Below are 22,262 nucleotides of genomic sequence, written 5' to 3'. Positions count from 1 at the left end.
CGGGGGGGGCGCGCGCGGCCTGCCCCCCCGGGGGGGGCCACCCCGGTGTGCCCCGCGGCCCCCCCGCCGGCGCGGGGAGGCCGGCCCCCCCCCCGGCCCGGGGGGGCCGGGGGGCCGCGGCTGATCCGAAGCCGACGGCCGTCAGTGGGCGGTGCCGGTGGCGGCCCGGAGGCGGCCCGGCCGAATCCACGACCTCAGCGGCGTCCCCGCCGTGAGAGACGCAGGTCACATTCGGGCCTGTCACATCTCTCCGAGCCGTTCCGTCAGGGAGGTGTAACCACGGCAACCGCATAGGAGAGCCCATCATGGACGCTCGCTTGAACCTCTTCGGCAACCCGCTCCTCGGCACGTTCCTGAAGCACCTCAACTCCGCGGGCAAGGTGATCGGCGACTCGACGCTGCCTGCCGCGACGCAGGAGCTGGTGAAGATCCGCGCCAGCCAGATCAACGGCTGCGGCTTCTGCACCGACATGCACACCAAGGACGCCGCGAAGGCCGGGGAGACCTCGACGCGCCTGAACCTCGTCGCGGTCTGGCGGGAGGCCACGGTGTTCACCGACGCCGAGCGCGCCGCCCTGGAGCTGGCGGAGCAGGGTACCCGTATCGCCGACGCGTCCGGTGGTGTCACGGACGAGGCGTGGGCGAACGCCGCCAAGTACTACGACGAGGAGCAGCTCGCCGCCCTGGTGTCGATCATCGCCATCATCAACACCTACAACCGGCTGAACGTCATCGTCCAGCAGCCCGCCGGCGACTACCAGCCCGGCCAGTTCGGGTGAGGTCCGGCGTCCTCCCGCGGGGCGCTGGCGAGAATCCGTGGAGGGTCGGCACAAACGCTCATATTTGATGCCGTGACCGGTGTCCAGCCTGCCGAAAAAGCGTGATTCCCACGCGCTCGGCAGGCACACCACGGAGGCTCGAGTTGGCACGCGACACGACGCGGGGGAACGGCCGGGACACGGACGCCGCACATCCGATGGAAGTCGGCAGGGTGCTGTACGGGGGTCAGACCATGCTCGACTTCGTCGGTCCGCACCTGGCCTTCGCGAGTGCGGGCATGCGGGTCCACCTGGTGTCGGACTCACTGGACCCAGTGGTGTCCGACACCGGGCCGGCCGTCCTGCCGACCGTCACCCTCGAGGACCGCCCCCTCGACCTGGACATCCTGTTCGTCCCCGGTGGACGCGTCGACGAGGTGCTGCTCGACCTCCAGCGCCGCGCCGAGCGCGTGACGGTCACTCACCGTCAGGCGCGGACCAGCACGATCGTCTCGTTGGGCACGATCGAGCCCTCCGCGCGGCGTTCGAGCACCAGGAGGCCGACCGCGATGTTCCGGTAGGTGCCGGCCAGGCCGGCGTCCTGCAGCACAAGGCCGGCCACCTCCGACAGCGCCAGCGCTTCCAGGCGGAGGAAGGCGGCCTCCGACGCCGTGATGGACCGCCGTGCCGCGGCGTGGTCGTTGGTCGCCGCCACGAGCCTGGCGGCCATCTCCTCCACGGTTCCGGGGAAGACGGTGTGCTCGCGGCTCCGGTTCGACACGACGGCCGCCGCGTCCCTGGCCAGCACCGCGAGCGTCTCCGGCATGAGTGGCCGTACGCGGGAGGCGGTGAAGTTGACGCCGCTCAGCACCCCGTGCACCAGCGACTGGAATCCGTCCGTCCGCACGGTGCCACGCCGGGAGCCCCGCTGCTGTCCGGCCAGCACGAGCAGAAAGGCGGCCAGCCGCATGGCCCAGTGCCCCTGGTGGGAGAGGCGGTCGAGGTTCCCGGGGTGGGTTACGTGGCCGGAGGGTCCGAGGTCGTCGAGTTCCGGTACGAGGGCTGGATACAGCAGGTTCCCGGCACCGCGAGCGGCGTATTCAAGGGCGGGGAGCACGGCCTGGCGCGCCTCGAACGTGGCACCGGCTTGGAACATGGACCGCAGTTCGTCACAGGCGAGGGCCACGGTCAACACCCGGAGGGGGTACTCGACGCGGTTCCAGCCCGGGCTGGAGCCGGAGACCGAGACCGTCACGCGGGTGCTACGGCGCGAGCCGTCCGAGGAGGGGATGACGCCGGCCTCGACGGCGAGGTCCCGCACCAGGGCGAGCGCCTGTTTCCCCAGGTCCAGGATCTCATCGTCCTGCTCGCTCCGGCCGAGCCAGGAACCGGACCGGTTGAACCTCAGCTCGGCGAAGCCTCTGACCTCGTACACGAGGCCGGACAGGTCCGCCGGTCCGGGCCACCATGGGTTCCGCGCCCCCTCCGGCACCCACAGCGGCACCCCCACGGGGTCACCGTCCGAGGGGGCGTACCAGATGGTGTGTTCGGGGGCCGGGGCGGCGAGGCGGAAGCCGGGGTCGGCGACTTCCGCCTCGGTGGGCAGCCGATAGCCGACGTCCTCGGGCAGGAGGCCGTTCAGCCACCGTACGAAGGCTCCGGCCTGTTCCCTGGTCATCCCCACGGCGGTCGCCTCGGGCGGGCCGTCGCCCAGGCCACGCGCCGTCGGCGGGAACTTCTCCGCGGCGTAGAGACCGAAGATCTCCCGCGTCACCGGTCGCGCGCAGACCAGCGTGTCCTCACCGAGCCGTACCGTCTCGCGCAGCCACCGCATGACCGTGACGGCCGTCATCAGGCGGCGCCGGGACGAGCCGACGGGCTCCCGAAGGGCTTCCTCGCGCAGCGCTTCCAGACGGCGGGCCATCGACACATCGAGCTCGGTCGCCTCCTCCTCGCAGTCGAAGGCCAGGGCGAGCGCCCGCACGGTCTCCGAGGTCAGGCATGCCCTTACCACCGGGGCCGGGTCCACGCGGGCCGCGTACAGCAGTGTGGTCTCGCGCCACCAGTCGTCGTCCACGTTGGCGGCCAGGACGTCGGCCCGCCCCTGGTGCTCGATGTGCAGGGCGGCCAGATGTTCCTGGAGGGTGAGATGGGCGAAGGAGTACAGCCCGCGCTCCCGCTCGATCAGCAGTCCGCTGACCACGATCGCGTCCAGGAACTCCTGTGAGGACAGGATCGAGGAGACCCGGAACAGCAGCGGGCGCAGCACCTCCGAGGCGTACTCGCCACGGATGTCGCGCATCCGGTCGGCCATCATCACGAAGGCCAGCTCCCGCAGCAGCACCTCCTTCTTGGCTCCCGTCAGCTCGTCCCGCGGCGCCGCCGCGCCGCCCTTGGCCTCCTGGCGGCGCCACAGCAGCACCTCGCAGATCTCGCCGTAGAGCTCGGCCCGGCTGCCGGGCAGCGCGCCCCGGTAGCGGTGCACGTTGGCGATCATCGTCAGCAGGAGCGGATTGGCCGCCAGGTCGTACAGCACGGGCCGGGCGCGCAGCCGGGCCAGCAGGTCCTCGGCGCCCTCCTCGGCCCGGTCGGTGACGGCGGCGTCGTCCGTGCCCGTGCTCAGCCGCTCGATCGCGTGGTACCAGCCGTGGACGAAGCGCCGGATCTGCTCACCGGTGAAGCGGCGCACCTGGAGCACCCTGGCGCGGTTGACCGGGGCGCTCGCATAGCCGTGGGGGCGTGAGGTGACGACGAAGTCGTTCCCCTCGTACTGCTCGATCTGCTCCTCGACCCACTTGGACACATGGCGCCGGTCCTCCTCGCGGGCCACCTCGTCGAGGCCGTCCAGCAGCACCACGCACCGCCCCTCCTGGAGCTGGCGGTCGAACCACCCCGGCGGCTCATCGCCCTTCAGCCGCCGCAGCGAGGCCCCGATGATCTCCGGCAGCGAGACGTCCGGCCGTGCGCCGATGGTCTCGGCGTGGTCCCGTAACAGCAGCAGCACCGGCAGATCGCGCCCGCCCCGCTCCCGTGCGAGGCCCAGCGCCAGATGTTTGAGCAGGGTGGTCTTGCCGGTGCCGGGGGCGCCGATGACCGCGAGCGCGGCGCCCTCCGGCTTGCCGAGGAAGTCCCGTACGGACTGCCGCACGCGTAACTCCCCGTCGGCGCCCCCGGGGAGCGTCCCCGCCAGGGACTCGCGCGACGCCTCGTGGGCCGGCCTCGGCACCAGGCTGACGTCGACGAAGACCTCCTCGAGGCCGGGGGTGTAATCCCCGCGCGTGGCAAGGCCCTTGAGGTCGATGAAGCGGTGGTGGCTCAGTACGTACGCCCGGTAGTCCCGCTCGAAGCGGGAGAGCCGCCACCGCAGCCGCCGGTCCACGGCGTCGGCGACCCGCTCGACCCACCGGTCGGCGACCTTGCCGTACACCTTGGCGAGGAATCCCAGCCCCGCCAGCAGCGCCCCGTACCCGAGGAAGAGCAGCAGCGAGACGACGGGATGCGCGCTGACCGACGACCAGAACCGCGCCCCCAGCACCGCCGGTGGCACCAGGCTCGCCACCGCGAGCCCGAACCGCGTCAGCACCTCCGCGTTGCCCTTGCCGACCGCCACTGTGCTCCCCCGCCCCTTCGATCCCCCGCTGCCCGTGCCGTCCCTTATACCCGCTATCCGCGCCCCGAGTTGCGGGCCCCCACGCGGGGGGTGACGGTGGGGCGTAAGGGGGACGTGGGGGCTCGGGCGACTGTGGGGGCGGGTGAAACATCCCGGGGAGCACACTGACCGCGCACAGGAGCGGAGAGAGGCAATGACGAACGGACCTGGGCCCGTGGGGCCCATGGGTAAGGGACCGAACGGGGAACGGCCGCACCAGCGGGCCGGTATGCCACTGGGGGCGCAGCAGACCGAGTACACCGGGCGGTATGTGGTCCTGCTCGATCAGCAGGAGCCCGACCGCGGTATGGAGGCGCTGCGCTCGTCCGTGGGGATCTCGTCCGTGGAGCGCGTCCGCGGCGCCGAGCCCGGGGCGGCGGAGCTGCTCGGGCGCGCCGATGTGTCGGTGGTCTTCGACGAACTCGGCGTCGCCGTCGTCGATGTGCAGCCCGACCAGCGCCACGCTCTGGTCACCACGGCGGAGGCGGAGTCGACGATCATCGCGACGGAGCCGGAGCGCGTGGTGTACGCGTCGGTGATCACGGAGCCGCGGCGCACGCTGACCGGCTTCTTCCCGACGTACCGCAGCGACGATGACGAGGTGTCCCGGCACACCCGGGCCGAGCTCGCCACCTCGCTGGGACCGGCATGGGACGAGCAGAACACCACCTGGGGACTCCAGGGGATCCGCGCCAGCGGGTCGCATCTGACGGGCAGCGGGGTGAAGGTCGCCGTGCTCGACACCGGGGTGGACACCGACCACCCGGATCTGACCGGATGCGTCGAGGCGACCGCCTCCTTCGTGTCCGGGGCGAGCGTCGAGGACGGCCATGGCCACGGCACCCACTGCGTCGGCACCGTGGCCGGTCCGGCCAAACCCGGGCACGCGCCCCGGTACGGCGTGGCCGGTGAGGCCCGGGTGCTGGTCGGCAAGGTGCTCAGCGACCAGGGCGTGGGCTCCGACGGCGAGATCCTGGCGGGGATGGCCTGGGCGGTCGCCCAGGGCGCCCGGGTGATCTCCATGTCGCTCGGGGCTCCGGTGGAGCCGGGCGAGCTGTTCCCGCAGACCTACGAGAACGTGGCGCGGCGCGCACTGCGGCGCGGCACCGTGATCGTGGCCGCGGCGGGCAACGAGAGCCGGCGGCCCGGCTTCGTGGCGCCGGTGGGACGGCCCGCCAACTGCCCGTCCATCCTGGCGGTGGCGGCGCTCGGCAAGGACCTGGGGACCGCGTTCTTCTCCTGCGGCGCCATCAACGGCGCGGGCGGGGAGGTCAATATCGCGGCGCCCGGGGTCGACATCTTCTCGGCCGCGCCCGACGGCACGTACCAGACGATGAGCGGCACCAGCATGGCGACGCCGCATGCCGCCGGTGTGGTCACACTGCTGGCGCAGGCCCATCCGGAGGCCTCGGCGGCCGACCTGAGCACCCGTCTGCTGTCCGGCGCCCATCCGCTGGCGCAACCGGGCGCGGACATCGGCGCGGGTCTGCTCCAGGCCCCGTGAGCGGGGGCGCCATGGGGCAGACGGCACGGTCCGGGCCGGTCGGGGTCATCCTCTCGGTCGACCCGGACCGGTTCGCCCAGGTGGTGGAGGCCGCGCGCCGGGTCGGGCTGACGGTCACCGGTGAGCAGCCGATCCTGGGCTCGCTGTCCGGGACGATCGCGGAGGACCGGATCCCGGTGCTGGAGGCGGTGGACGGCGTGGAGTCGGTGGACCGGGAGCGGATCGTCCGGCTTCCGCCGCCCGACGCGTCGCCGCAGTGAGCCTCGGATCTTCGCCGCCGTAGTGAGCTTCGGCTCTGTGAGCCTTGGCTCTTCGCCGTGGTGAGCCCCGGCTCTCGCCGCGTCAGACGTGGTCGAACGGCTCGGCGTATCTGAAGGGGCCCTTGACGGCCGGCTGATAGGCGGTCAGGGTCCGGACCTGGAAGTACTCGCCCCAGGCCGGATCCGGGGCCGTGATGCCGTACTCGGTCGCCGGGCGGAAGCCGAACCGGCCGTAGTAGGCGGGGCTGCCCAGCAGGGCGACCAGCGATTCACCGAACGCGTCCGCGGCGCCGAGCACCGCGTGGACGAGCGCGAGGCCCACGCCACGGCCCTGATGGGCGGGGTGCACGCTGAGCGGGCCGAGGCCGAGGGCGAGGGCCAGGTCGGGGCCGACATGGCCGCGAGTGCACACGACATGGCCGATCACCTCGCCGCGGTCGCCGGTGGCGACGAACGAGAGCGCGGGCAGCCAGCCGTCGCTGATCCGGAGCTCGTCCAGCAGCGTGGCCTCGACCGGAGGCGGGGGGTTCGAGCCGCTCAAGGTGTCCGAGGTGTCCGACTTCGCGAACGCGGCCGAGGTGACGGCCCGTATGGCGTCGATGTCGGAGCGGGTCTCTCGTCGGATCAACATCGGGACAGGATGCGTCCGAACACCGCACTACGGCAAACGAATTGTGCGCCCATGAGCGGGGCGGGCCACGCGGTCGGCCGTAATTGGTTCGACTCGGCGTCCGCGGCTCCGGCAGCCTCCCGTCATGGACCCCCATTACTGGCCCCTGTACGGGCTTCGCCTGCGTACGCCGCGCCTGGAGCTGCGGCTTCCCGACGTCCCTCTGCTCGACGAGCTCGCCGCGGTCGCGGCGGGCGGGGTGCACGACCCGGACGAGATGCCCTTCGGCGTCCCGTGGACCGACGTGCCCCCGGAGGAGCGCGGACGCGGCACCTTCCAGCATGTGCTGCGCACCATCGCCGAATGGCGGCCGGAGCAGTGGACGCTGAGCCTCGCGGTGCTGCACGAGGGGGCGGTGATCGGGCGGCAGGACCTGTTCGCGACCGAGTTCGCCGTCACGCGGGAGGCCGAGACCGGATCCTGGCTGGGCACCGCCCACCAGGGCAAGGGCCTGGGCACGGAGATGCGGGCGGCGGTGGCGCACCTGGCGTTCGAGGGGCTGGGCGCGCTGTCGCTGGTCTCGGGCGCGATGGTGGAGAACGGCCGCTCGCTGGGCGTGTCCCGGCGGCTCGGCTACCGCCCCGACGGGCTGTCCGTCCTCGCCGTACGGGGCGAGGCCCGCACCCTTCAGCGGCTGCGGCTGGACCGCGCGGCCTGGGAGGAGCACCGCGCCACCCCGGTCGAGATCACCGGGCTGGAGCCGTGCCGCCCGCTGTTCGGCGCTCCCTGACGCCCTTTGGCCGTGGGAGTGCGAGCTTGGCCGCGGGAGTGCGAGCTTTGGCTGCGGGAGTGCGAGCCCGCATTGCCCGCTCTACGGTGGTTTGAGGGGGCCGGGACGACGAGGTGTACGGCGGGCTGTTCCTCCTCCCCGCCCCTTCCCGAAACTGGGGCTTCGCCCCAGACCCCGGGGCCTGGGGGCGAGGCCCCTGCCACGCGGCGGAGCCGCAGATCGATGCTGCGGGAAGGAGCGGGGAAGGGAGCAGCCCGCCGCAGGCGGCAAGATCCGCCGGACACGCCTTAATGGAGGTGGCATCCATGGCAGGCAAGTTCGAGATCTACGAGGACAAGCGCGGCAAGCACCGCTTCCGACTGAAGGCGGGCAACGGCGAGATCATCGCGGTCGGCGAGGCCTATGAGTCCAAGTCGGCCGCGCAGAAGGGCGTCGAATCCGTCAAGAAGAACGCCCCGACGGCCGAGATCAAGGAGATTCCGACCGACAAGTCGGGGTGACCAGGCCGGACTCATAGGCCGATGACGAGTTGGGCGCGGTCGCGGGCACCCAGCTTGCCCATGATGCGGCTGACATGGGTCTTGGTGGTGAGCGGCGAGAGACCGAGGGTCTGCGCGGCCTCGGCGTTGTTGAGGCCCCCGGCGACGAGGGTGAGCACCTGCCGTTCGCGCTCGGAGAGCGCGGCCAGCGCGGCGGGCGCGGGAACGCCGGGCGGCGGGGCCTCCGGCAGGCGCAGGACGCGGGCGATGAGCCGGGCGGTGGGGCCGGGCGAGAGCAGGGACTCCCCCGCCGCCACGGTCCGTATGGCGTCGAGGAGTTCGGCCGGCCGGGTGTCCTTCACCAGGAAGCCGGACGCGCCCGCGCGCAGCGCCTCGACGATGTGCTCATCGGTGTCGTACGTCGTCAGCACGAGCACCTTGACCCCGGCGAGGTCCTCGTCGGCGGCGATCCGGCGGGTGGCCTCGATGCCGTCGAGATCGGGCATCCGGATGTCCATGACCACGAGGTCGGCGCGGGCGGTGCGGGCCAGTTCCACGGCCTCGCGGCCGGTGCCCGCCTGCCCGACCACGTCCATGTCGCGGGCCGAGGAGACCAGCATGGCGAAGGCGGAACGGACCAGCGTCTGGTCGTCCGCGAGCAGCACCCTGATCGGCGCGGCGGCCCCGGGGGCGGCGGGCCCGGGGGCAGCGGCCGGTGCGGGGTCCACTGGTCTGGTCCCGGACGGCGGGTCCGGTGGCATGGTCATGCGGTGGCCTCCCTGGGCGGTGCGGCGGTCTGTCCGGTGGCGGCGTCGGCGCCAGTGGCGGTGCCGGTGCCAGTGGCGGTGCCGGTGGCGGTGCCCGTACGGCCGCCAGGCGGGCCGCCCCTCCCCCACGGCAGCGCGGCCCTGATCGCGAAGCCGGGCCCGTCCTCGCGCGGTCCGGCGGACAGGGTGCCCGCGACGCTGCGGGCCCGCTCGCGCATGCCCACAATGCCGTAACCCGTTTCGACGTGTGCGGTAAGGAGCGGTTCCTCGCCCCCGGGGCCGTCGTCCACGGCGGCGACGCTCAGCTCCCCCTCGTCCCGTACGAGCGTGATCCGCACCCTTGTGCCGGGCGCGTGGCGGACGGCGTTGGTCAGGGCCTCCTGCACGATCCGGTACGCGGCGGCGCCCACGGCGGGCGACAGTTCGGACGCCTCCACGTCGACCGTAAGGTCCACGCGGACGCCCGCCGCCTCCGCCGCCGCGGCCAGGTCGGCGAGTCCGGCGAGCCCCGGCAGCGGCCCGGTGTCCTCCTCGTCCGCGCGGTCGGCGTCGCCGCCCGCGCCGCCGCGGAGCACCTGGAGGGTGGCCCGGAGTTCGGCGCGGGCGTCCCGGCAGGTGTCGGCGATCGAGTCGAGCGCCTTGGCCATCGCCTCGCGGTCCAGCCGCTCGGGGTCGGCGATCAGGACATGCGCCGCGACGGAGGTCTGGACGCCGATGAGGGTGATGCTGTGCGCGAGCAGATCGTGCAGATCGCGCGCGATGCGCAGCCGTTCCTCGGCGACCCGCCGGGCCGCCTCGTCCTCGCGGGTCCGCTCGGCGCGTTCGGCCCGCTCCAGGATCGCGGCGATGTACTTACGGTGAATGCGGACCGCCTCGCCGATCACCACGACCGACAGCACCCAGCCGGAGGTGCGCAGCATGTCGAGACCGGCGTGCGGCTTCCCGCTCAGGGCCATCACCGACACCATGATCGAGATCACGGCGGTGACGGTGAGGAAGGACCGCAGCGGCGGGCCCATGACGGCGAGCGTGTAGACGGCGAGGAGCCCGGCCGGGACGACCGCGAGATGGACGTTGTCCATGGCGTGGTACGGCCCGACCATGAACACCACCGCCACGGTGACCACCATCGGGCTGTGCCGCCGCCCGATGAGCACCGTGGCGCTGGCGGCGAGCAGCACCCAGCCGAACGCGTCCGGGCGGTGGCCGTTCCGGTCGAGGTTGAGCAGTGCCAGGACCACCTGGAGGACCAGCACCGCACCGGCGATCCGGGCGTCCACCCGCCGCCGCCCGCGGGCCTCCTCCGGGGCCTCGGCGGGGCGGGGGCCGTTGTGCAGGGCGCGCGACGCGGAGGCGATCGCGCGGTGGACGGCGGAGCGCGCGGCGGGGTGCCGGGCGCTGGCGGCACGCTCCGGCGGGTTGGTCGCGGAGTGGGTCGCTGAGTGTGTCGCGGAATGGGTCGTGGGAGGTACGGGCACGGGCTCCATCCTCGGGGATCCGCCTCGGGCCGAGCCATAGGGCTGTATGCGTCCCATAGGGCGGTACGGATCACATAGGGCTGCACGGATCCGGAGAGCGGCCATAGAGGGCCATGGAACGGCCAGGAGGCGGCCGTAGAACGGCCAGGGGGCGGCCTGGGGCGGTACGAAGGGTGTCCCGGACCGGCCGTCCCCTGTGCGGCCGGTCCGGGCTGAGGGACGGCGTCAGCCGCCGCGTACGGCCGGTTCCGGACGGGACCCGGCGGCGGGTCCGTCCTGGGCGGCCGGGGTCGGCGAGGCGGGCGTACGGCGGAAGAGGGCGCCCGGCCACCACACCCACCGCTTCAGCAGCAGGCTCGCCGACGTCACCAGGTACGTCCGCACGAGGAAGGTGTCGAGCAGCACGCCGACCGCCACCACGAACCCCATCTCGACCAGCATCACCATCGGCAGCGAGGCCAGCACCGCGAAGGTCGCCGCCAGCACCAGACCGGCCGAGGCGATCACCCCGCCCGTCGTGCGCAGCGCGGTCACCGCCGCGTCCGGGACCTCCGCCCCGCGCAGCGACTCCTCCCGCATCCGGTGCATCAGGAAGATGCCGTAGTCCACGCCGAGGGCGACCAGGAAGACGAAGGAGAGCAGCGGCAGCCCGGGGTCGACCCCGGCGAAGCCGAAGACCGGGTCGAAGAAGAGCCCGCCGAGCCCCATCGCCGCTCCCCACACCGCGACCACGGCGACGACCAGCACCAGCGGCGCGACGAGGCTGCGCAGCAGGGCGGCGAGGATCAGCAGCACGGCGATCAGCACCAGCGGGATGACCAGCATCCGGTCGCGGGCGTTGGTGTCCTTCAGGTCGAGCTGCTGGGCGCTGGGTCCGCCGACGAGGGCGTCGGCGCCCTCGACCCGCACCAGACCCGAGCGCAGGGCGTGCAGCGCGGCCGTCTCCTCCGCCGACTGCGGGGCGCCCCGCGGGAAGACGTCGATCTCCGTCCAGCCGCCGCCGCTGCGCCCGGCGTCCGCCCGCGCGACCCCCTCCGTGCCGCGGGCCCGCCGCAGCACCTCGTCCGCGCCCGCGGTGCGCGCCATCACGCTGATGGGCTGGCTGCTGCTGTCAGGATAGGCAGCGGCGAGGGTCTGGGTGGCGGCCACCGACTCGGGCTTGTCGGTGAAGGTGTCCTCCTGCTTGAGGTTGCCGGGCAGATTGAGCACTCCGAGGGCGAGGACGCCCAGCAGCGCGGCACCACCGAGGAGTACGGCTCCGGGCCGGCGGCGGGCCGAGTTGCCCATCGCCTCGAAGAACCCGCGCCGGGTGGCCCGCGGTTCACTGCCGTAGACGGGGATCAGCGGCCAGAACACCCGCCGTCCCAGCAGCACCAGCACCGCGGGCAGCAGCGTCATCATCGCGGCCAGCGCGCAGATGACCCCGACCGCGCCGACCGGACCCAGTCCGCTGCTGCTGTTGAGGTCGGCGGCGAGCAGACACAGCAGCCCGGCCGCCACGGTGCCGCTGGAGGCGAGCACGGCCGGACCGCAGCCGCGCAGGGCCTCGCGCATCGCGTCGTACGGGGCGCGGTGGCGGCGCAGCTCCTCGCGGTAGCGGGACACGATCAGCAGGGCGTAGTCGGTGCCCGCGCCGAAGACCAGCACCGTCATGATCGAGGAGCTCATGCTGGTGACGATGAGATCGAAGCCCTGGACGAGGCCGTAGACGATCGCCATCGCGGCCATGGCGGCCACGCCGACCACCCCCAGCGGCACCAGCCACAGCAGCGGGCTGCGATAGGTGATGATCAGCAGCAGTGCGACCACCCCGGCGGTGGCGAACATCAGCGTGCCGTCGGTGGAGGCGAAAACCTCCTGCGAGTCGGCGCTGAGCGCCCCGGGACCGCCGACCTGGACGGTCAGGCCCTCGGGGTGGGAGGCGAGCCCGGCGCGGACGTCCTTGACGGCGTCGGCCCGCTCCTTCTCGTCCGTCAGGCCGGTGAGCGCCATGGGGTACATCACGGTCGTGCCGTCCTTGGACGGGATGGCGCGCGGCGCCGTGCCACCGACGAGGTCATGGCGCCCGGCCACCTCGGCGACCCGCCCGCCGGCCGCCTTACGGTCGGCGTCGGTCAGCCCGCCGTCGCGGTGGAAGACGAGGACGAGGTCGATGGTGTCGCCACCGGGCAGCCGCTCCTGGAGCCGGGCCACCTGGGTGGAGTCGGCGCCCGCCGGGAGGTAGTCGACGGCCGTGTCCCGCTTGGCGCCCTCGAGCTTGCCCGCGAAGGGGACGGCGACGAGGAGCAGCAGCACCCAGCCCGCGATGACCGCCCAGGGCAGTGAGCGCCGCCGCTTGCCGCCGGCCGCGGCGGGTGGCGCCCCGGCCGCGCCGGGCGGAGACGCGTCCGGTTGAGGGGGATCGCTCGGGATCCCTGACGATGTCGTCTGCATGCCCCCAGGCTTCCGGCGCCAAGACGCCGATACGTCGCGCCGACGACGGACATGGCGGCTACTACGCCGGGGGCGAGGAGGGGGCGATTACTCCCTGGGGAGTACGCGGGGCGGACCGGAGCCCTCCGCTCAGAACGCCGCCCGGGTGGCGGCGAGCAGGCGGGCCGTGTCGTCGGGACAGATCATCAGCGCCCGGCCGACCGTTTCCAGGACCGCGCGCTCGGCCGGGCGGTACGGGCCGTCGGCCACGGCGATCCGGGCGCCCTGGAGGAGGATGGCCTCCCGGCCGGTGGGGGCCAGATGCGGGGCCAGCGGCTCCAGGGCCTCGTGCAGCTCGATGGCCAGCGCCGTACCGCACGGGTCCAGACCGTCCCGCTCGCCGCACGCGCCCGGCAGCCGCCCGGTGTCGGCGGCGAGGGCCTCGATGAGCGCGAGCAGCTGCTCCTCGCTGCAGTCGGCGAACCCGGCGGCGCGCACCGCGCCGACCGCGACCTGCCGGACCGCCGTCGCCTCGGTGCCGCCCGCGGCGAGGACCGCGAGGGCCACGGTGTGCACCGCGTCGCGGAGCATCGCGGAGAAGCGGGTGGTGGTGGGGTGGTCGAGCACCTCCGTGCCGTAGCGGCTGACGCAGGCCGCGCATTCCACGATGGGCGCGACCGGTCCGCGCGGCAGCACCGGCAGGCCGAGCACCACGATGCGGCGACGGCCGGTACGGCGGCGGTAGTTGCGGTCACCTCCGCACTCGGGGCAGAAGAACTCACCATCGCCGACGGTCCGCCACAGAGTGCGTACGCCTACCACACACAGGTCCCGGTCACGGCGGGCTCGCCGGTGCACCACGTCACACCTCCATAACGCTTCGGCCACGTTGCCGCGTTGACGTGATGCTAGCCACATCCATGATGTGACGTCAGTACCCCGAACGGAGACAACAGGCCAAACCCGAGGCCCCGCCCACCTCGCGGGGTGAACGGGGCCCATGTGGGTGACCAGGTCAACGGGGTGATGAAGTCATCCGATCAGACCGGTGAAAGTTCACCTACCCATCTGAAGGAATTCGAAGGATTCCGAAAGGATCAGCGGCGAGCCCGGTTCACCGCGGAGACGACGGCCTTCAGGGAGGCGCGCACGATGTTGGCGTCGATCCCGACACCCCACAGCACCTGCCCGTCGATCGCGCACTCGATGTACGCGGCGGCCTGGGACGCGGCGCCCTCGCTCAGGGTGTGCTCGGAGTAGTCCAGCAGCCGTACGTCCACGTCAATCGCGGCCAGGGCGTCGAAGAAGGCCGCCAGCGGGCCGTTGCCGGTGCCCGTCAGCACCGTCTCGGCGCCGTCCACGACCGCCTCGACGGTGAGCGCGTCGGTGTCCTCGGTGGTGGTCGAGGTCTGCGCGCTGCGCAGCGAGATACGGCCCCACCGGTTGTCGTCGGTCGGCAGGTACTCGTCCTGGAAGGCCGCCCAGATCTGGCCCGGGGTGACCTCGCCGCCCTCGGCATCGGTCTTGGCCTGAATCATCCTGGAGAACTCGATCTGCATCCTGCGCGGCAGGTCCAGGTTGTGGTCGTTCTTCAGGACATAGGCGATGCCGCCCTTGCCGGACTGGGAGTTCACCCGGATCACGGCCTCGTAGGAGCGGCCGACGTCCTTGGGGTCGATGGGCAGGTACGGGACGGCCCACTCGATCTCGTCCACCGTCTTGCCCTGCTCGGCCGCACTCGCCTCCAGCGCCTCGAACCCCTTCTTGATGGCGTCCTGGTGGGAGCCGGAGAAGGCGGTGTAGACCAGATCGCCCGCGTAGGGGTGGCGCGGGTGGATCTCCATCTGGTTGCAGTACTCGGCGGTGCGGCGGATCTCGTCGATCTGCGAGAAGTCGATCTGCGGGTCGACGCCCTGGGAGAACAGGTTCATGCCCAGCGTCACCAGGTCCACATTGCCGGTGCGCTCGCCCTGGCCGAACAGGCAGCCCTCGATGCGGTCCGCCCCGGCCATGATCGCCAGCTCGGCGGCGGCGACGGCGGTGCCGCGGTCGTTGTGCGGATGCACCGACAGGCAGATGTGCTCGCGCCGGGACAGATGGCGCGACATCCACTCGAAGCGATCCGCGTGGGTGGACGGGGTCGAGCGCTCGACGGTGGCCGGCAGATTCAGGATGATCTCGCGGCCCTCCTCGGGCTGCCAGACGTCCATGACGCCCTCGCAGACCTCCAGCGCGAAGTCCAGCTCGGTGTCGGTGAAGATCTCCGGGCTGTACTGGTAGCCGAAGACCGTGTCATCGCCGAGGATCTTGTCGGCGTACTCCACCACCAGCCGGGTGCCGTCCACCGCGATCTGCTTGACCTGCTCCCGGGTGCCGCGGAAGACGACGCGGCGGAAGGTGGGGGCGGTGGCGTTGTAGAGGTGCAGGGTGGCCTTGTGCGCCCCGCGCAGCGACTCCACGGTGCGCTCGATCAGCTCCTCGCGCGCCTGGGTGAGGACGGAGATCGTCACGTCCTCCGGGATCGCGCCCTCCTCGATGATCGACCGTACGAAGTCGAAGTCGGTCTGGCCGGAGGAGGGGAAGCCGACCTCGATCTCCTTGTAGCCCATGCGCACCAGCAGGTCGAACATCTCGCGCTTGCGGGCCGGGGACATCGGGTCGATCAGCGCCTGGTTGCCGTCCCGCAGATCGGTGGACAGCCAGCGCGGGGCGACGGTGATGCGGTTGTCCGGCCAGGTGCGGTCCGGGATGTCGACGGCCTCGTACGGGCCGTACTTGTGGATCGGCATCCCCGAGGGGCGCTGGGTGACGCTCGCGGCGGTGATGGGGGTGGGACGGCCGACGGCGGCACCGGAGACCGTGGGAGTCTCGGAGGTCTCGGAATGGCCGGGCGTGTCGGAGTGAGTCATGGTGCGCGGGGCTCCTTGGATAGTCCGCTGTCCGCTGGACGAATCCGCTGTCGCGGAGGTCCTGGGGCGGCCGACGGGGCGAGATCAGAGCAACGCCGAACTCCGCGGGGAGGGGGTCGGCCGTTCGACTACAGGCCCTCGCCGCGGCAGCTAAGAAGAAGCAGCCCGAAACGCATGATGGGGAGCAGCCTAACCGAGACGCGCGGGCGAGGCGGACCCGTATCACTATGCGGACCGAAGCATGTGCTTCGGAGGAATACACATCTTCCACTCGATTTCAGCAATCATGACCGCAAGGCGTGACACAGGCATCACGCGATGCGACATTGCCAGCCATGGACGCCAATGCCAATGCCCGCCTTGCCCGCGGTCACCGCCACACCGCCTTCTGCACGATCGTGCCGCCGCACGTCCTGGACAAGCTGTCCCATGCCGAGGACGCGTCGCTGGCCGATCCCGCCCGCCGCACACTCGAGCACGACGCCCTGCAGCGCACCCGCCGCCGGATCACCACCGTGCGCGGCGTCCCCGCCGTGCGGGCCGCGGCGCCCTCCGACAAGCCCCGGCGCACCATCTACGACGCCCAGCACCGGACCTCGCTGCCGGGCCGGAAGACCCGCGGCGAGGGCGACCAGGCGAGCGGGGACGACTCGGTGAACCGCGCGTACGACGGGCTCGGCGCGACCTTCGAGCTCTTCTTCAAGGCGTACGGCCGGCGCTCGATCGACGACTCGGGGCTGCCGCTGAACGCGAGCGTCCACTACAGCGAGGACTACAACAACGCCTTCTGGGACGGCGAGCAGATGGTCTTCGGCGACGGGGACGGCGAGGTCTTCCAGGACTTCACCATCCCGGTCGACGTGATGGCCCACGAGCTCACCCACGGCGTCACGCAGTACACCGCCAACCTCGAGTACTTCGGCCAGTCCGGGGCGCTCAACGAGTCGATGTCCGACGTCTTCGGCTCCCTGGTCAAGCAGCATGTGCTCGGCCACGGCGCCGAGGAGGCCGACTGGCTGATCGGCGCGGGGCTGCTGACGGACCGGGTCACCGGGGTGGCCCTGCGCTCGTTGAAGGCCCCGGGCACGGCGTACGACGACGATGTGCTGGGCAAGGACCCGCAGCCGGGCACGATGGACGACTACGTCCACACCTCACGTGACAACGGCGGCGTCCACATCAACTCCGGCATCCCCAACCACGCCTTCTACCTGGCCGCCACCGCCCTGGGGGGCAACGCCTGGGAGCGCGCCGGGCAGATCTGGTACGACGTGCTGACCGGCGGCGATCTGGCCTCCGACGCGGAGTTCGCCGACTTCGCCCAGCTCACGGTGGCCGCGGCACACGCCCGCTACGGCGAGGGCGAGGAGCAGGCGGCGGTGCGGGAGGCATGGGCCGGGGTGGGCATCACCGATCTGCGGGCCCACGTGGGCGCGCGCTAGGGCACGCCATCGGGTAGTGATGGAGCCATGCGCATCTCCGTCACCCGCACCGGCGGATTCGCCGGAATCGAGCGCCGGGCCGAGCTGGACACCACCGGCCGGCCCGACGCCACCCATCTGGACGCCCTGGCCCACCAGGCCGTCGAGACCGGCCACACCACGGCCCCCCGCGGCGTCCCCGACGGCTTCCAGTACGAGATCACCGTCGACGGCCGCACCATCCACGCCGCGGATCCCCAGCTGAGCGACGCCCAGCGGGAACTGATCCGCGCGGTGCTGAAGGAAGGCGCGTAAGGGCCGCGCGGCCGGGGCGCACGCGGCTGGGGGGCGCACGCGGCCTCGGCGGATGCGCCGAGGCCCACGCGCCGGGCTCAGAACCCCAGCTTCCGCAACTGCTTAGGATCGCGCTGCCAATCCTTCGCGACCTTCACATGCAGGTCGAGGAAGACCGGCGTACCCAGCAGCGCCTCGAGCCCCCTCCCCACGCCGCCCTCGCACTGCTCGGCCCCAGGGGGCCTCCCAGGCTTCGCACGGCTGCGCCGGCCTCCGACCGGCGGTCGGACGACCCGGCTCAGAACCCCAGCTTCCGCAACTGCTTAGGATCGCGCTGCCAATCCTTCGCGACCTTCACATGCAGGTCGAGGAAGACCGGCGTACCGAGCAGCGCCTCGATGTGCTTGCGGGACTTGGTGCCCACGTCCTTCAGGCGGCGGCCCTTGGGGCCGATGATGATGCCCTTCTGGCTGGGCCGCTCGATGTAGAGGTTGGCGTGGATGTCCAGGAGCGGCCGGTCCGCGGGGCGGCCCTCGCGGGGCAGCATCTCCTCCACCACCACCGCGATGGAGTGCGGCAGTTCGTCCCGTACGCCCTCCAGCGCGGCCTCCCGGATCAACTCCGCCACCATGACCTGCTCGGGCTCATCCGTAAGGTCGCCCTCGGCGTAGAGGGTCGGGCCCTCGGGCAGCAGCGGGACCAGCAGATCCGCCAGCAGGTCCACCTGCTGGTCACCGACCGCCGACACCGGGACGATCTCGGCCCACTCGAGGCCCAGCTCCTTGCCGAGCCGGTCGATGGCGATCAGTTGCTGGGCCAGCTGTTCGGGCTCGACCAGATCGGTCTTGGTGACGATCGCGACCTTGGGGGTCTTCTTGATCCCCGCGAGCTCGGTGGCGATATAGCGGTCGCCGGGGCCCAGCTTCTGGTCGGCGGGCAGGCAGAAGCCGATGACGTCGACCTCGGCCCAGGTGGTGCGCACCACATCGTTGAGCCGCTCGCCGAGCAGGGTGCGCGGCTTGTGCAGACCGGGGGTGTCGACGAGCACAAGCTGGGCGTCGGGGCGGTGCACGATGCCGCGGACGGTGTGGCGGGTGGTCTGCGGGCGGTTCGAGGTGATCGCGACCTTCGTCCCCACCAGCGCGTTGGTCAGGGTCGACTTGCCCGCGTTGGGGCGGCCGACGAAGCAGGCGAAGCCCGAGCGGTGCGGGGTCTCCCGCTGCTCGGTCGGGGACGGGGAGGTACCGGCAGTCATGGCCCCCATTCTCCCCGATGCCCCGACCCGCTCGGACCAGCCGTCCCGGCCTCGTACGACCGCCGGCGGCGGGTGGGCCGGTTCAGGCGTCCAGCGTGGCCCGCAGGGTGCCGTCGGGGCCCGCCAGCAGCACCGGGGTCCCGGCCCCGCCGAGGTCCCGGACGGCCGCGCGGTCCTCCTCCGAGGCGCTCTCCGCGTCGGTCACCACGGCCGCGGCCTCCAGGGACGTGGCACCGCTCGCCACGGCCATGGCGACGGCGGTCTGGAGGGCGCTCAGCTTCAGCGAGTCGAGGGCCACGGTCCCGGCCACATACGTACGCCCCGTCTCGTCGCGGACGGCGGCGCCCTCCGGCACGGAGTTGCGGGCCCGCACGGAGCGGGCCAGCGTGATGATCTTGCGGTCTTCGGGGTCCAACTGCGCTGCTTCGCTCATGCGGATGAGCATATGCGGGGCGTTGACCGGCGGTGACTCCGGTGGGCACACGGCGGCCCGCGCCGGACCGCGGTGCGGCGGCCCGGCGCGGGCGAAGCTCCTTACGGAAGGTTCGGCTCCTTACGGGAGGATCGGCGACGGCTGGAAGGTCAGCGAGGCCGAACCCGACGACGGGCTCAGGCCCGGAGCCCCCGCGAAGGAGGCGGTGTACGTCGAGGCGGTGATCACGGTCGGCGGAACGGTGACATTGCTGAGCGTCGCCGTGCCGCTGGCATTGGTGACCGCGCTGCCCAGCGCGATCGGGCCCAGTACGGAGTTGGCGACGAAGGTGAGGCTCTGGCCGGGGATCGGGTTGTTCGACGCGTCCCTCAGTGTCGCGCTCAACGTCGGGATGACGAATGTGCCGTTGATCCGCAGCCGGATGGTGGCCGGGGTGGCGGTCACGGTGGTCCCGGTCGGCGCCGCGACCACGTTCTGGGTGATGGTCGGCGAGGTGGAACCGGCGAAGCAGGTGTCGCCGCCGTAGGTGGCGGTGACCGTGTGCGCGCCGGTGGTGAGGGTGTTGGTGCTGACGGTGGCCTGTCCCGCGCCGTTGAGCGTGCCGATGAGGGTGGGCCCGCCACTGATCACGAAGGTGACGTTCCCGGTCGGGATGCCCGTCGCCGGCGGCACCGCGGTCACGGTGGCGGTGAAGGTCACGTTCTGGCCGGGGGTGGACGGGTTCGGCGAGGACGTGAGCGTGGTCGTGGTGCTCGCCTGGCCGACGGTGACGGAGCCGGACGCCGAGGAGCCCGCCACGCCCGTGTTGCCCCCGTACGTGGCCGTCACGGCGTGCGTGCCCACCGGAATGGCACTGGTCGTCACACACGCCTGACCACTGCCGTTCAGCGTCCCGGTCAACGTCGGACCACCCGCGATCGTGAACGTCACCGTCCCGGTCGGGGCGCACGTGCCGGGCGATGTCGTGGTCACCTGGGCGCACAGGGTCACCGACTGTCCGCACACCGGGGAGGCGGGCGTGATGGTCAGCGCGGTCGTGGACGCGGCCTGGCCGACGGTGATGGATCCGGAGGCCGAGGAGCCCGCCACGCCCGTGTTGCCCGCGTAGGTGGCCGTCACCGCGTGCGTGCCCACCGGAATGGCACTGGTCGTCACACACGCCTGACCACTGGCATTCAGCGTCCCGGTCAACGTCGGACCACCCGCGATCGTGAACGTCACCGTCCCGGTCGGGGCGCACGTGCCGGGCGCCGCGACCGTTACCTGGGCGCACAGGGTCACCGGCTGGCCGCACACCGGAGAGGCAGGCAGGAAGCTCAGGTTCGTGGTGGAGACGCCCTGGTTGACCGTGACGGACCCGGTGCCGGTCGAGCCGGCGACGCCGGTGCTGCCCCCGTAGGTGGCCGTCACCGCGTGGGTGCCGACCGGAATGGCACTGGTCGTCACGCACGCCTGACCACTGCCGTTCAGCGTCCCGGTCAACGTCGGACCACCCGCGATCGTGAACGTCACCGTCCCGGTCGGGGCGCACGTGCCGGGCGATGTCGTGGTCACCTGCGCGCACAAGGTCACCGACTGGCCGCATGACGCCGTGCTGGGCGTGATGGTCAGGGCGGTCGTCGAGGCGGCCTGGTTCACCGTCAGGGGGAGGGTCGTCGTCGAGCCCAGGACGTCCCCGTCACCCGGGTAGGTGATGGTCACGCTGTGGGTGCCGACCGGGATGGCACTGGTCGTCACACACGCCTGACCGGTCCCGTCCAGCGTGCCCGTCAGGGTCGGACCACCGGAGACGGCGAACGTCACGTTCCCGGTGGGGATACATGTGCTCGGCGGCGCGACGCTCACGTCCGCGCAGATGGTCACCGGCTCACCGCAGACGGACGGGCTGGGCGAGATGCTCGCCGAGATACCCGAGACGCCCTGGCCCACGGTGATCGACGCGGTGCCGGTGGAGCCCGCGATGTTCGTGCTGCCAGCGTACGTGGCGGTCACGGTGTGCGACCCCGCGGTCAGCGCGCTGGTGGTCACACACGCCTGGCCGCTCGCGTTCAGCGTGCCCGTCAGGGTCGGACCACCGGTGATCACGAAGGCCACCGTGCCCGTGGGCGTACAGGTGCTCGGCGGCGACACCGTCACCTGGGCACAGATGGTGATCGCCTCACCGCAGACCGGCGAAGCGGGGGACACCGAGACCGTCGTCGTCGAGGCTCCCTGACCGACCGTGACCGAGCCGGTGCCGGTCGAGCCCGCGACATTCCCGTTGCCGTTGTAGGTGGCCGTCACGGTGTGTGTCCCCACCGGGATGTTGCTGTTCGTCACGCACACCTGGCCACTCGCGTCGATCGCGCCGACGACGAACGGAACACCGTCGACGGCGAACGTCACCGTGCCCGTCGGGGTGCAGGTGCCGGGCGCGACGACCGAGACCTGCGCGCACAGGGTCACCGCCTCACCGCAGACCGGCGAGGCGGGGGAGACGGTGAGGGTCGTGGTCGAGGCCGCCGGGTTGATGGTGAGCGGCGTCAAGGGCGAGTTGGACGGGGCGAAGTTGGTGTCACCGTTGTAGAACGCGGCGACCTGGTGCGTGCCCACGCTCAGGGCGGGAACGGTGACGGAGGCGTTCCCGGACCCGTCGAGGGTCCCGGTCACCGTGGGCCCGTCCGCGCTGATGATGAAGGTGACCGTGCCGGTGGGGGTGCCGCTGCCCGGGGGCGCCGCCGCCACATGGGCGGTCAGGGTCACGGTCTCGCCGCAGACGGGCGCGGGCGGGACGAAGGTGACGGTGGTGGTGGTCGCGGCCTGGTTGACCTGCTGGATGGTCGTGCCGGACGAATTGTCCAGAGGATCACTGGAGTTGACGAAGGTCGCCGTGACCAGATGGGAGCCGACGCCGAGGGTGGAGTCGGTCACGCTGGCCGTTCCGGAGTCGACCCCGGTCTGGGTGAGCGTCACGGGGCCGATGGTCGGACCACCGGCGATGACGAAGGTCACATCGCCCCATGGAGGGGTCCCGGCGGTGATGCCGGTGACGGTGGCGGTGTAGGTGACGGATTGACCGAAAACGGAGGGGTTCGGCGTGGAGGTCACCGTGGTGGTGGACATGGCAGGGCCGCCCTTTCCTGAGCTCAGGGGATGAGCCGCCCGGGGGGGGCGCGGGGCCGGCCCCCGCCCCCCGCGCGGGGGGCGGCGGGGGGGGGGGGGATGATAAAAAACGCTCACACACCACACCCGGAGCGCGCGGGC

Annotated in this window: 17 protein-coding genes and 1 pseudogene; 8 read left to right on the top strand and 10 right to left on the bottom strand. The window is 72.1% G+C overall.

Annotated elements, in window-relative coordinates; translation table 11 throughout:
* Positions 1-305 precede the first annotated feature (305 nt).
* A complete protein-coding gene (locus ACFXB5_RS38020) occupies positions 306-779 on the top strand; it encodes a carboxymuconolactone decarboxylase family protein (RefSeq protein ID WP_385217047.1) in 474 nt (157 codons plus the stop codon).
* A gap of 143 nt (positions 780-922) precedes the next feature.
* Positions 923-1,339: a DJ-1/PfpI family protein gene (locus tag ACFXB5_RS38015; protein WP_385217045.1), complete on the top strand. Its 417-nt coding sequence runs from the start codon at positions 923-925 to the stop codon at positions 1,337-1,339.
* Here the strand turns inward: ACFXB5_RS38015 and ACFXB5_RS38010 are convergent.
* Positions 1,246-4,368, bottom strand: a complete 3,123-nt coding sequence (locus ACFXB5_RS38010) for an NACHT domain-containing protein (RefSeq protein ID WP_385217043.1) — start codon at positions 4,366-4,368, stop codon at positions 1,246-1,248. The genes ACFXB5_RS38015 and ACFXB5_RS38010 overlap by 94 nt on opposite strands.
* 223 nt (positions 4,369-4,591) lie before the next feature.
* On the opposite strand from ACFXB5_RS38010, the gene ACFXB5_RS38005 reads away from it, so the two are divergent.
* A complete protein-coding gene (locus ACFXB5_RS38005) occupies positions 4,592-5,911 on the top strand; it encodes a S8 family serine peptidase (RefSeq protein ID WP_385217041.1) in 1,320 nt (439 codons plus the stop codon).
* An 11-nt stretch (positions 5,912-5,922) separates the two neighbouring features.
* Positions 5,923-6,171, top strand: coding sequence for a hypothetical protein (locus tag ACFXB5_RS38000; protein WP_385217038.1), 249 nt, complete (start codon positions 5,923-5,925; stop codon positions 6,169-6,171).
* A gap of 82 nt (positions 6,172-6,253) precedes the next feature.
* On the opposite strand, the gene ACFXB5_RS37995 is transcribed toward ACFXB5_RS38000, so the two are convergent.
* Positions 6,254-6,802 carry a GNAT family N-acetyltransferase gene (locus ACFXB5_RS37995; RefSeq protein ID WP_385217035.1) on the bottom strand — a complete coding sequence of 183 codons (549 nt, stop codon included), beginning with the start codon at positions 6,800-6,802 and terminating at the stop codon, positions 6,254-6,256.
* A 124-nt stretch (positions 6,803-6,926) separates the two neighbouring features.
* Here ACFXB5_RS37995 and ACFXB5_RS37990 point away from each other — a divergent pair, with 124 nt between their 5' ends.
* Both ACFXB5_RS37990 and ACFXB5_RS37985 read left to right on the top strand, forming a co-directional pair.
* The gene (locus tag ACFXB5_RS37990; RefSeq protein WP_385217032.1) at positions 6,927-7,571 is read left to right on the top strand and encodes a GNAT family N-acetyltransferase; all 645 of its coding nucleotides are present in this window, start codon (positions 6,927-6,929) and stop codon (positions 7,569-7,571) included.
* 305 nt (positions 7,572-7,876) lie between these two features.
* On the top strand, positions 7,877-8,071 hold the full coding sequence (locus tag ACFXB5_RS37985) for a YegP family protein (RefSeq protein ID WP_044581945.1): 195 nt from the start codon (positions 7,877-7,879) through the stop codon (positions 8,069-8,071).
* Here ACFXB5_RS37985 and ACFXB5_RS37980 read toward each other — a convergent pair.
* The 5 genes and pseudogenes from ACFXB5_RS37980 to leuA form a co-directional block, all read right to left on the bottom strand.
* A pseudogene (locus ACFXB5_RS37980) lies at positions 8,040-8,670 on the bottom strand (response regulator). The gene ACFXB5_RS37985 and the pseudogene ACFXB5_RS37980 overlap by 32 nt on opposite strands.
* 143 nt (positions 8,671-8,813) lie before the next feature.
* On the bottom strand, positions 8,814-10,304 hold the full coding sequence (locus ACFXB5_RS37975) for a sensor histidine kinase (RefSeq protein WP_385217029.1): 1,491 nt from the start codon (positions 10,302-10,304) through the stop codon (positions 8,814-8,816).
* Positions 10,305-10,520: 216 nt separating this feature from the next.
* Positions 10,521-12,728 (bottom strand): MMPL family transporter, encoded by a 2,208-nt coding sequence (locus ACFXB5_RS37970; RefSeq protein WP_385217026.1) that lies wholly within the window; start codon positions 12,726-12,728, stop codon positions 10,521-10,523.
* A 129-nt stretch (positions 12,729-12,857) separates the two neighbouring features.
* Positions 12,858-13,568 (bottom strand): TerB family tellurite resistance protein, encoded by a 711-nt coding sequence (locus ACFXB5_RS37965; RefSeq protein WP_201849668.1) that lies wholly within the window; start codon positions 13,566-13,568, stop codon positions 12,858-12,860.
* Between the two features lie 236 nt (positions 13,569-13,804).
* The gene (leuA, locus tag ACFXB5_RS37960) at positions 13,805-15,616 is read right to left on the bottom strand and encodes a 2-isopropylmalate synthase (protein ID WP_385217023.1); all 1,812 of its coding nucleotides are present in this window, start codon (positions 15,614-15,616) and stop codon (positions 13,805-13,807) included.
* Between the two features lie 335 nt (positions 15,617-15,951).
* Here leuA and ACFXB5_RS37955 point away from each other — a divergent pair, with 335 nt between their 5' ends.
* Positions 15,952-17,058: a M4 family metallopeptidase gene (locus ACFXB5_RS37955; RefSeq protein ID WP_385217020.1), complete on the top strand. Its 1,107-nt coding sequence runs from the start codon at positions 15,952-15,954 to the stop codon at positions 17,056-17,058.
* A 27-nt stretch (positions 17,059-17,085) separates the two neighbouring features.
* A complete protein-coding gene (locus ACFXB5_RS37950; RefSeq protein ID WP_201849664.1) occupies positions 17,086-17,352 on the top strand; it encodes a protealysin inhibitor emfourin in 267 nt (88 codons plus the stop codon).
* 277 nt (positions 17,353-17,629) lie between these two features.
* Here the strand turns inward: ACFXB5_RS37950 and era are convergent, their stop codons facing one another.
* From era to ACFXB5_RS37935, 3 genes are all read right to left on the bottom strand, one after another.
* Positions 17,630-18,586 (bottom strand): GTPase Era, encoded by a 957-nt coding sequence (gene era, locus ACFXB5_RS37945; protein WP_201849662.1) that lies wholly within the window; start codon positions 18,584-18,586, stop codon positions 17,630-17,632.
* Positions 18,587-18,668: 82 nt separating this feature from the next.
* Positions 18,669-19,019 carry a cytidine deaminase gene (locus ACFXB5_RS37940; protein ID WP_137977920.1) on the bottom strand — a complete coding sequence of 117 codons (351 nt, stop codon included), beginning with the start codon at positions 19,017-19,019 and terminating at the stop codon, positions 18,669-18,671.
* Between the two features lie 120 nt (positions 19,020-19,139).
* Entirely contained in the window at positions 19,140-22,121 is a 2,982-nt protein-coding gene (locus tag ACFXB5_RS37935) for a beta strand repeat-containing protein (protein ID WP_385217016.1), read from the bottom strand.
* Between the last annotated feature and the right edge of the window lie 141 nt (positions 22,122-22,262).

This window comes from Streptomyces sp. NPDC059455, assembly GCF_042750115.1.
Lineage (GTDB): Bacteria > Actinomycetota > Actinomycetes > Streptomycetales > Streptomycetaceae > Streptomyces > Streptomyces endocoffeicus.
The sequence above is the reverse complement of the archived record's forward strand: the minus strand, read 5'-3'. Positions and strand labels throughout refer to the sequence as shown.

Coding starts and splice junctions, on each gene's coding strand:
- ACFXB5_RS37940 (WP_137977920.1), bottom strand. CDS start 19,019: ATGAGCGAAGCAGCGCAGTTGGACCCCGAAGACCGCAAGATCATCACG.
- era (WP_201849662.1), bottom strand. CDS start 18,586: ATGACTGCCGGTACCTCCCCGTCCCCGACCGAGCAGCGGGAGACCCCG.
- ACFXB5_RS37985 (WP_044581945.1), top strand. CDS start 7,877: ATGGCAGGCAAGTTCGAGATCTACGAGGACAAGCGCGGCAAGCACCGC.
- ACFXB5_RS37955 (WP_385217020.1), top strand. CDS start 15,952: ATGGACGCCAATGCCAATGCCCGCCTTGCCCGCGGTCACCGCCACACC.
- ACFXB5_RS38020 (WP_385217047.1), top strand. CDS start 306: ATGGACGCTCGCTTGAACCTCTTCGGCAACCCGCTCCTCGGCACGTTC.
- ACFXB5_RS37935 (WP_385217016.1), bottom strand. CDS start 22,121: ATGTCCACCACCACGGTGACCTCCACGCCGAACCCCTCCGTTTTCGGT.
- ACFXB5_RS37975 (WP_385217029.1), bottom strand. CDS start 10,304: ATGGAGCCCGTGCCCGTACCTCCCACGACCCATTCCGCGACACACTCA.
- leuA (WP_385217023.1), bottom strand. CDS start 15,616: ATGACTCACTCCGACACGCCCGGCCATTCCGAGACCTCCGAGACTCCC.
- ACFXB5_RS37970 (WP_385217026.1), bottom strand. CDS start 12,728: ATGCAGACGACATCGTCAGGGATCCCGAGCGATCCCCCTCAACCGGAC.
- ACFXB5_RS37990 (WP_385217032.1), top strand. CDS start 6,927: ATGGACCCCCATTACTGGCCCCTGTACGGGCTTCGCCTGCGTACGCCG.
- ACFXB5_RS37950 (WP_201849664.1), top strand. CDS start 17,086: ATGCGCATCTCCGTCACCCGCACCGGCGGATTCGCCGGAATCGAGCGC.
- ACFXB5_RS38005 (WP_385217041.1), top strand. CDS start 4,592: ATGGGTAAGGGACCGAACGGGGAACGGCCGCACCAGCGGGCCGGTATG.
- ACFXB5_RS38000 (WP_385217038.1), top strand. CDS start 5,923: ATGGGGCAGACGGCACGGTCCGGGCCGGTCGGGGTCATCCTCTCGGTC.
- ACFXB5_RS37995 (WP_385217035.1), bottom strand. CDS start 6,802: ATGTTGATCCGACGAGAGACCCGCTCCGACATCGACGCCATACGGGCC.